The following is a 268-nucleotide window of genomic DNA, read 5'->3' on the forward strand; positions in this document are numbered from 1 at the left end:
GAGGCGCAGCACATTGCCCGCTTCAATGCCCATACCGCGGCAGCGTTTCAGCTCCTGCTCGCCGATACGGTGGTTCTCTTCGCTGTCGCCTTTTACCTGGTGACGCGCCAGCAGGCGGCCCTGCATATCGCCATCCAGCGCGCGGATCACCGCCGCCGACACCACGCCTTCCGGCGCGCCGCCAATCCCGTAGAGCACATCCACTTCGCTGTCGGGCATGCAGGTGAGGATCGAGGCGGCGACATCGCCGTCGGGAATGGCAAACACG

General features: G+C 65.7%; 1 protein-coding gene. It reads right to left on the minus strand.

The window, feature by feature from the left end:
• Positions 1–268, minus strand: a 268-nt coding sequence (locus MN204_RS20750; protein WP_249872946.1) for a fructose-bisphosphatase class II, incomplete at both ends; no start/stop codon positions are given.

The organism is Oceanobacillus saliphilus, from assembly GCF_023522835.1.
Classification (GTDB): Bacteria; Bacillota; Bacilli; order Bacillales; family Amphibacillaceae; genus Oceanobacillus; species Oceanobacillus saliphilus.